Source organism: uncultured Mailhella sp., from assembly GCF_944324575.1.
Lineage (GTDB): Bacteria > Desulfobacterota > Desulfovibrionia > Desulfovibrionales > Desulfovibrionaceae > Mailhella.
In genome coordinates this window covers 1-8,922 of the sequence record NZ_CALUWV010000086.1, presented here as the reverse complement: position 1 = coordinate 8,922, position 8,922 = coordinate 1, and the positions used below count along the sequence as shown (strand labels likewise).

Here is an 8,922-nt window from a genome sequence, read left to right as displayed (position 1 = left end):
AACGAGAAAAACATCTCTCAACGCTCGGGGGCCCCGGGCCGCTTTCGAGCGGCCCGGCCGACGGTCATAAGTAGCCGCGATTCACTCGCGGCGTAAAACGCAATGACCGTCGTGCAAGCCTCGCGTCCGTACAGCGTGTCCGGAGCTGACGGGCGTGAGCGGTACTCGGGAGAAGGAAAGAAAAGGCAGGCAAAGGAATGTCGGCGTCACTCGGGCCTTATGTGCCCCCCAAAAAAAAATATCCCTGGCGGGCCGGGCCGCGTGGAAGGAGGAATAAGCACGCAACGAAGGCCCGACCCGGGCAGGGGTGTCCTTATATTCACAAACGATGATACCGCCGAAACGTCACGCACGCAATCAAGTCCCCGACATTTTGCCGGGCACATGGCGTTTTGCGGCAGGGGAGAGGAAGAGGGAGCGCGCAAAAGTGCGTTTTCCCGCGTTGTGCCGCCGGGCCCGCAGGAAAGGCGGCAGAAGGGAAGCGCCCCGGCAACCGGAAAAGGCGCGGATTTACGGCATCCGGGCGTTGCCGTCCGGGGCTCTTTTCGGATGGGGAGGCCGTTTTGATGCCCCTGTCTGCGCTCCCGGTTGTCGCGTGTGGTCGGGCGTCCGTCCTCCGGGCAGGGCAGACGCCTCCGGGCGCTAGGCTCCGGCAAGTTCCTTCGCCCACGCGTCCAGCGCGGGATGGGCGCGCATGAGCGCGTCGAGCGAGGCCGCAACCGGACCTTCCAGCGCGCGGGAGAAGTCGGGAAAGCTGTCCGCAAGAGCCTCGGCGGACACGGTGAAGGGGAAGGCGAGGCGTTCTTCCCTGTCGAATGTCAGAATTTCCGACCCTTCCGGCATGGCTTCCAGCGTGGAAAGCAGTTCGCCGAGGGGCCGTTTTTTCGTGACCGCGTCGCTGAGCTGAAGCGCCCAGGCAAGTCTGCGTCCGTCGAGCGCCGTGGCGTGGGCCATCCAGTAGGAGTCGTCGCCGGGCCAGATGAGCTGGTAGCTGATACGGCCAGGCTCCGGCCCGTCGGCGGGAAAAATGAGAATGTCCAGAGAACTGCAGGTGCATTTCCAGCCCCTGACGCCCTGAACATATCGGATGACGCAGTGGTTGAGCGTGGTTTTCAGCAGAGGGTCGCACGACTCGACGGCGCTTTTCATCTGAAGAAAGGCGTCCAGATTGCGGATGACCATTCTGTTCAATGCCGAGGAAGTTTCCATGCCTGCCTCCCGTTACAGCATGATGACGTGCAGACAGAACTGTCGGATGAGTCTGTCGGCCATGGAGTTCTGAAATTGAGGATGCTCCTGCCCGAGCCGGGAAAGCACCCGGAGAAACGTCATGCCGGTCTGCTTCCAGCTCAGAGGCAGGGCGGAGGCGCTTTGGCCCGCGCGCGCCTCCGGCGTGAGAAAAAGGCACGCGCCCCGGCGTCCGGTCTTCTTCCGGCCGTCCAGCCAGCGCTGATAGTCTGGGAGCTGCTCCCCGTGCTCCGGCGCGTATATCTTGACTTCCACGATGATGTCCGCCGACGCGGAACGAAGAAAGATATCGGCGCGGCCGCTTTGACCGAGCGGCCATTCCGTAAAGACCTCGTAGCGTTCCTGCAGGGGCAGGCTGCACGCGTCGTTACTGTCGGGGAAAAGCGTCTGCACAAGACAGAGAAAACCGCTCAGAAACGCGTTGCCCTGACCGTGATCGGCCTGCGCGTCGAAAAGCCAGGCCAGCACGGCGCTGTAGTCCATTTCATGGTGACGACGGATGTTCCATACGTTGACGAGCTCGCCCGAGCGGGCCGCCTGTGCCTGAACTTCCCGCGCCTTCTCAAGAAGAAGGCCGCAGCGCTTCGTGGCGGAATCCTCCCCGCCCTGCGCCCGCCACGCCGTGAACACCTCGTCGATGCGCTGGGTCTGCGCCCGGGAAAGCGCCGCTTGTCGCTCCCTCCATGCCCGAATAAGCGCGTTGCAGCGCGCGGTCGTTTCGGCGGCATCGTCGTCCATGAAAACGTCCCCTTGCGACACTGACCGTTTCCGGTCGGAAAAAGGAAAAAGCCGTGCCTGCATGATAGGGCAATTCCCGCAGCATCACAAGGGCGGAACGGGAAAAGTCCGGGACGCCCCACGCCTTTCCCCCGGATCTCGTGCGCCTTGCCGTTGTTTCTGCCTGCCCGCGCGTTTTCCCGTTCGCGGCGCGCGTTGCCTCCCTCGGCCGACGTTTTTTCCTCGTTGCGCTGCCTCTTCCCTCCCGCGTTCCTCACTCTCCGGCGCGGCGCGCTCCGCGTCCCTCGCTCCCGCCCGCATCCCCACGCCTTCCCCCGGCGTCCTGCTGCCCCTCGCGCCCCGGCGTCCCTCGCGCGTCCAGCTTCCCCTCGTTCCGCCTCCCGCTCTCCCTTGCGTCCCGCGCCCCGCCCACGCTCCCCGGGGCTTTCCCCGCCCGCGTCCCTTGCTTCCGCCCCGGCCCTGCGCCTTCCCCCGGCGTCCTGCTGCCCCTCGCGCCCCGGCGTTCCCCGGCGCGTTCTGCTTTCCCCCGATCCTTCCCCGGCTCCCGGCGTGTCTTCGGCGTCCGTTTCTCCGAAAACATGCAGCAGGGCATGATTATCATTGTATTATCATGCAGAGTGTTCTGTATCTGAGGGGACGGGAGCGGTTCCGCCCCGTTTTCGGACGCTTTTTTCCGCGTTTTCCGGCTTCGGGAACGTTTTTTTTCTCCGTTCGCGCGGCGCGGAGCGTCAAAGCCATGCAAAGAGCGCGGACAATACCCCATCAACCTCAGAAAAAGTGGGAGCGGCACGGCCTCATGAAGATGTTTTCCACAGAAAAGACGATGTCGGGCACGACGCAGGTGAAGAAATGCCGCTTTTTCGGCCACACCGTGGTGCGCCGTGAAAAGTCGCCGGACAAATACAAAGTGCGCGTCTTTGACGTGAACACGTTCATGCGCACGATGCGGGGCGGAGAAAGGACGTATTACCTTTTCGGACTTCGTCTTCTGCATGCCGGGGGCGCGCACGGCGGACGCCGTTGTCCTTTTCTGCAGAAGGCGTTTTCCGTGGAGCGTTTTGAAAGAGACCTTGTGCGGGTGAAGAAGTATCGTCTTTTCGGTCACACCGTGGTGCGCCGGGAAAAGTCGCCGGACAGATGCAAGGTGCGCGTCTTTGACGTGAACACCTTCATGTGGACGCGACGCGGCAGTCAGAAGACGTACTACGTCTTCGGCCTGCGTCTGCTGCGCCGCAGAACCGGCCCCGCGCCCTTTTGCGCCGAAATGCTCGCCGCCACGCCCGCCAGAGAGGAGGGCGTGGTCTTTCCCGTGGCGGAGCAGCCGCTTGTGTCCATCATCATTCCCGTGTTCAATCAGGTCGAGTATACGAAGAAGTGTCTGACCAGCGTGCTTGAGCACCTGGACGACGTGCCCTGCGAGGTGATTGTGGCCGACGACGCCTCCACCGACGACACGCGCCGTCTGGCCGAATACGCGCGCAACGTGACCATTGTGCGCAGCGCCGTGAACCGGGGCTATATACGCAACGTGAACGACGCGGCGCGTCTGGCGCGGGGGCGCTATCTGTACTTCCTCAACAACGACGTGGTGGTGCGCGAAGGCTGGCTTTCCTCCCTGGTGGAGGCGTTCGAGCGGCATCCCGACGCGGGCGTGATCGGCTCGCGCGTGGTGCATCCCGACGGCACGCTTCAGGAATGCGGCGTCTACACCTTTGCCGACGAGTTCAAGACCTGGATCGTGCCCGATCCCGAACACGGCATGTACGCCTGGTTCAAGAGGGCCGACTACGTGTCCGGCTGCTCGCTCATGACGCGCACGGATCTTTTCCGGGAGACGGGCGGCTTTGACGAACGCTTTTCTCCGGCCTACTGCGACGATCCCGACTACTGCTTCGAGGTCGCCCGCCGCGGCTTCGGCGTGTACGTGCAGCCGCGCTCGGTCATCGTGCATTTCGGCAGCCTGTCCTACGAGAAGCGCAACGGCGTGCTCATGGAGCGCAACAATCGGCTGCTGCGGGAGAAATGGGCGTCGTTCTTTGCCTCAAGAACCGTCTACGCCCCGGAAAAGATGCCCTTTTCCGGAAAAATGCGGCCGAGAACCATTCTTGTGGTGGACGACTTCTATCCCGAGTTCGACCGGCATGCCGGGGCCAGAACCGTGTTCGAGTTCATGAAGACCTTTCTGGCCATGGGGCTGTGCGTCAAGTTCTGCGCGCTCTTTGCCTCCGAGAGGCAGGAACCGTATCATTCCCTGCTTGGCGACATGGGCGTGGAAGTGCTTTGCCGCGACGACGCCCGGGCGCTTGTCGATCACGGGCCGTTTTTGAACTACGCCTTCTTTTCGCGGCCGAACGTCATCGCGCAGTTTCTGACGAAGTCCCTCATGGCGCGCGGCGTGGGCGTGTTCTACTACGGGCACGACGCGCATCATCTGCGCATGGAGCGCGAACGGCGTCTCACCGGAAGCCCGGACGAGGCCGAAATTCTGGCCGTGAAGGAACGGGAAGTGGCGGCGGTTTCATCGGTGACGGCGGCCTGGTATCCCTCGGAGGAGGAGGCCGCGTATTTCCGCGCGCTTGCGCCCGGCTCGAACGTGCGCGCCATTGTGCCCTACATGTACGATCCTGCCGCCGTGCCGGAGCACGCATCCTTTGCCGAAAGCGCGGGAATCGTGTTCGTGGGCAGCTCCCACGGGCCCAATCTCGACGGTCTGCGCTGGTTTCTTTCCGAGGTCATGCCGCGTCTTGAGCGTCTTGTGCCGGGCGTTGTGCTGCACGTGGTGGGTTCCGGCGACTTTTCGGCGGCGAAGACGGAGGCCTGCGCGGAGCGCGTGCGCTGGGAAGGCGCGCTTTCCGACGAGCGTCTTGCCGCGCTCTATGCCCGCGTGAAGGCGGCCGTGGCGCCGCTTCGCTTCGGCGCGGGGGTGAAGGGCAAGGTGGTGGAGGCGCTGGCGCACGGCGTGCCGGTGGCGGCGACCGCCACGGGCGCGCAGGGGCGGGACGAAACGCCCGCCGTGCTGGTGGCGGACGACGCCTCTGCCATGGCAGAGGCCGTGGCGCGGCTGTGCACCGACGAGGCGTACTGGAACGCGCGCCATGCCTGCTGCGTGCCCTTTGTGGCCGAACGCTTTTCCCGCCGTCTGGCGGAAGAGGAATTTTCCCGCTTCATGAGCGCGCAGCCTGTGTCCAACGAGCTGCCCGGAGAGTTTTGACATGGACATTCTCTATTTTTCTCAGATACGGCTGCTGCCCGAGGGACACGGCAACATTGCCACCGTGCGCGAGTACGTCGCCCGTCTGCGCAGGCTCGGCCACCGCGTGCATTACGTGCTGCTCAACGAGCTCGGTCAGAGCGGCGAGATTCTTTTTCTTTCGCAGACGCTTGTGGACACGCTGGACGTCATTGCGGACGAGGCGCGGCCCGTGCGCGACGAAAAGGGCTATTACGTCTTCGACACGCGTTATTTCGACGGGCTCGGGGAGAAGGTGCGCGAACTGTGCCTGCGCTATCGGGTGCAGGCGGTGATATGCACCTACATTTTTCATTCCCGGATTCTGGAATTCGTGCCGGACGGCGTGCTCAGGATCATCGACACCCACGACCGCATGACCGACCGGCATCTGTTTCTTCGATCCCACGCCATCCGCGACGAGTTCTTTTCCTGCACGAGGCAGGATGAGGCGCGCTATCTTTCCCGCGCCGACGTGATATGGGCGCGCCGCGACGAGGAAACGCGCTTTTTCAACGAGATCACGCACTCGAAAAAATGCGTCACGGTGTCGCATTTCGACGCGCCGCGCTATCTGCCGAAGGCGCGTCCCCGCACCATGCGCGCGGGCTTTCTCGCCAGCGACAACGAGGTGAACTGCGCCATGGTGAAGGACTTCGTGCGGGCCTTTGCCGCGAAGTTTGAAAAGGAGCCGCTTGCCGTGCGTTTCGTCATAGGCGGCGGGGTGCGCGCGCTTTTCGAGCGCGACGGCCTTTCGCTGCCGCCGGGCGTGCCCGTGGAGCTCGCGGGCCCGGTGCCGAAGACGGAGGACTTCTACCGTTCGCTCGATCTGGTGGTGGTTCCCGTGACCTTCGGCACCGGGGTCAACGTGAAAATGGTGGAAGCCATGTCCTTCGGGCTTCCGGTGCTGTCCACGCGCTGCGGCATCAAGGGCATGGCGTCGGATTCCTTCTGGCACGGGGCCGAAACCGTGGACGAGCTGGTGGAGCGGTTCTGGAAGCTGTGGCGCGACGATGCCGCGCTTGCTTCCCTTGCCGGGCTTTCGCGCAGCCTCTATCAGGAATTTTTTGAACGGAACGTGCGCGCCTTCGATGCCTGTTTCGGCAGAAGGCGTCTTCCCGAACCTCCTCGGGAAGACTGCTGCGGCTGCGGCGTGTGCGTGCCCCTGTGTCCCTCCTCGGCGCTGGTTCTTGTTTCTGATGAGCACGGCTTTGCCCGTGCCCGGCGTCTTGCCTCCTGCGTGAACTGCGGGCGCTGCACGCTCGTGTGTCCGCTGGGCGGCCCGGCTCCTGCCGGGGACGCGGCAGGACAGGACGGAAGGCGGAACGCGGCGGAAAAGGGCGGGGCCATGACGCAGGCCGGGGTCTTCTCCGCCGGGACCCCGGCCGATGCTCCGCGGGAAGAGATGCGGAACGCGGAGGCGGAAGAAGAGACATTCGGGGCGCTGTCCCTGGACGGAACGAAGCCGGGCGAAGAGCGCCCGGCCTCGGCTCCGGCTTCTGCCGGGGAGGCGTGCGGGCACGCCGAAGCGCGTTGCGAACAGGCAGGGCACGGGCGCGCCGAAGCGCGGAACGCGGAGGCGGAAGAGGGAAATGCGGTCGGTGATTCCGGCGCTTCGACGGCGCTCGATGCGGTGTTCGGACGCATGGCGGGGGCGTTTGCCTGCCGCTCTGCCGACGAAAGGGTGCGCCGGCGCTCCTCCTCGGCGGGCGTCGTGCGCTCCCTTCTTGTGGATGCGCTGCCGCGCGTTGACGGCGTGCTGGCGCTGGAGCGCGCGGAAGGTGCCGTGCCGCAGCTGCGGCTTTTCACCCGCGAGCGCGACATTCTGGAACGCATGGCCGCCTCGCAGCCTGCGCCCGTGTCGTACGCGGACGCGGCGGCCTTTCTCAGGGATCACGAGGGGCGCTACCTTGTGGTGGGACTTCCCTGTCATCTGGCCGCGCTCAGGCGGGCGCGACCGTACCTCAAGGGGACGTTCACGGCCGTGGAGCTCTTCTGCAGCGGGGTGCGATCCCTGCCGTTTCTGCGCCGCTGTCTCGACGCGCAGAATAAGGCGGAGTCTCCCTTCCGGCCCGGGGCGTCCGGCCCCGGCGCGGAACTCTTTGCGCTGGCAGAGCGGGAGCGGCTTTTCACGCAGGGCGCGTGCATCGACTGTCTGTGCGCCATGGCGGGCGAGGGCGACGTGCAGATCGGGGCCATGCCGGAAGACGTGCGCGCCTCCGGCGGCGCTTGCGCGGAAGGCGTGGCCGTTGCCCGCAGTGCGGAAGGGCTGCCCCTTCTGGAATCGCTGCCCGACGTGGAGCGGCGGAGCCTGAGCGTGGCGGAGCTTTATGAGGCGCTGCCCGAAATGGTGGAAAACCGCCGCTGTGCCGAAGGCTGCCGCCATGCGCTGCCTTTGCGCAGAACGCGCGCCTTCTGCCGCGACCTGAACGACGAGGCAAACGCGCGCGTGGCCGAGGTGACGGACGTTTCGACCCTGAAAGGCGTGCTGCGTCCCCGGCTTGTGGGCGTGACGGACGACGGGCCTTCCTGCCTCATCGTGCCGCCGGACGACGGCTGCGGCTCCTTCGGCGATCACGCCATGCTGCTTTCGCTGCTTTGCGGCATGAAGAAGCGTCGCCCCGACGTGGTTCCCGCCGTCTTTCTCCGGGAACGGCGCGGCGAAGACGGCTTTCTTGCCGCCCACGGCATGAACGTGCGCCACATCGGCGCGCGGGACGGCCGTCCGCTGCTCGAGCGCTTTGCCGAGGCTGCGGCAGCGTTCGATCACGTGGTGTTCATGGGGGCGGACATCCTTGACGGCGGCTACGGCCACGCCTGTTCGCTCCAGCAGTTCGGCATGATGGAAAGGGCGCACGCGCTTTCCCTGCCCGTGGACGTGCTCGGCTTTTCCTTCCGCAGCACGGAAGACCCCGTCATTCTGGATGCCGTGCGTTCTGTCTCCTCCTTTGCGCGTCTGCACGTGCGCGACGCCGTGAGCTTCGGACGGCTTGCCGCCGCAGGCTGCTCCGGTCTCGTGCAGGTGGCCGACCTCGCCTTCCTTTTCGACGAGAACGCCGTGCCGCCCTCGCCGCAGGTTTCCGCCGTGCTCGATGAGGTGCGCCGTCTGCGGGCGCAGGGCCTGCATCCCGTGGGCCTGCACGCCGTTGCGCTGAAGGCGGACGGCTATCTCGGCTTTTTCGACCGCCTCGCGCGCGCCTTTGCCGACGTGCCCGGCGCGGTGGCCGTGCTTCTGCCCCACGACAGCCGCGTGTACGAGGACAAGCATTCCGACAGGGAACTGCTGGGCCGTCTGGCCGCGTATTTCTCTTCCCGCGGTCTGCCCCTCGTGAACGCCGTGGCCGCCTGCCCGGACGAGGCCGCCGTCAAGCGCGTGGCCGCCGCCCTCGATGTCGTCGTCACCTCGCGGATGCACCTTGCCATTGCCGCCATGAGCCGCAACGTGCCGGCCGTGAGCTTTGCCTATCAGGGCAAGTTCGAGGGGCTGTACCGCTTCTTCGAGTTCGACGAGCCGCTTGCTTTGAACGCGGCGGACTTCGGCGCGGAGGATCTTGCGGGCCTCATGAAGCGTCTGCTCCGCACGGACGCGCGGCCCATGATGCGCCGCTGCAACGAGCGTCTGCGCGAGCTTGCCGCACGCAATTTCGAGTTTCTCGGCGCCGTGCCTTCCCGCAGCAGCTCCCTGCCGGACGCGGACTGACGGCGCG

Annotated in this window: 4 protein-coding genes; 2 read left to right on the top strand and 2 right to left on the bottom strand. The window is 65.4% G+C overall.

Annotated elements, in window-relative coordinates:
- Positions 1 to 642: 642 nt before the first annotated feature.
- On the bottom strand, positions 643 to 1,209 hold the full coding sequence (locus Q0J81_RS09045; RefSeq protein WP_294447321.1) for a hypothetical protein: 567 nt from the start codon (positions 1,207 to 1,209) through the stop codon (positions 643 to 645).
- Between the two features lie 12 nt (positions 1,210 to 1,221).
- Positions 1,222 to 1,986 carry a PD-(D/E)XK nuclease family protein gene (locus Q0J81_RS09040; RefSeq protein WP_294447320.1) on the bottom strand — a complete coding sequence of 255 codons (765 nt, stop codon included), beginning with the start codon at positions 1,984 to 1,986 and terminating at the stop codon, positions 1,222 to 1,224.
- Positions 1,987 to 2,782: 796 nt separating this feature from the next.
- On the opposite strand from Q0J81_RS09040, the gene Q0J81_RS09035 reads away from it, so the two are divergent.
- Positions 2,783 to 5,197, top strand: a complete 2,415-nt coding sequence (locus tag Q0J81_RS09035; protein WP_294447317.1) for a glycosyltransferase — start codon at positions 2,783 to 2,785, stop codon at positions 5,195 to 5,197.
- Position 5,198: 1 nt separating this feature from the next.
- Positions 5,199 to 8,915 (top strand): polysaccharide pyruvyl transferase family protein, encoded by a 3,717-nt coding sequence (locus Q0J81_RS09030; RefSeq protein WP_294447316.1) that lies wholly within the window; start codon positions 5,199 to 5,201, stop codon positions 8,913 to 8,915.
- The last annotated feature ends 7 nt before the right edge of the window (positions 8,916 to 8,922 follow it).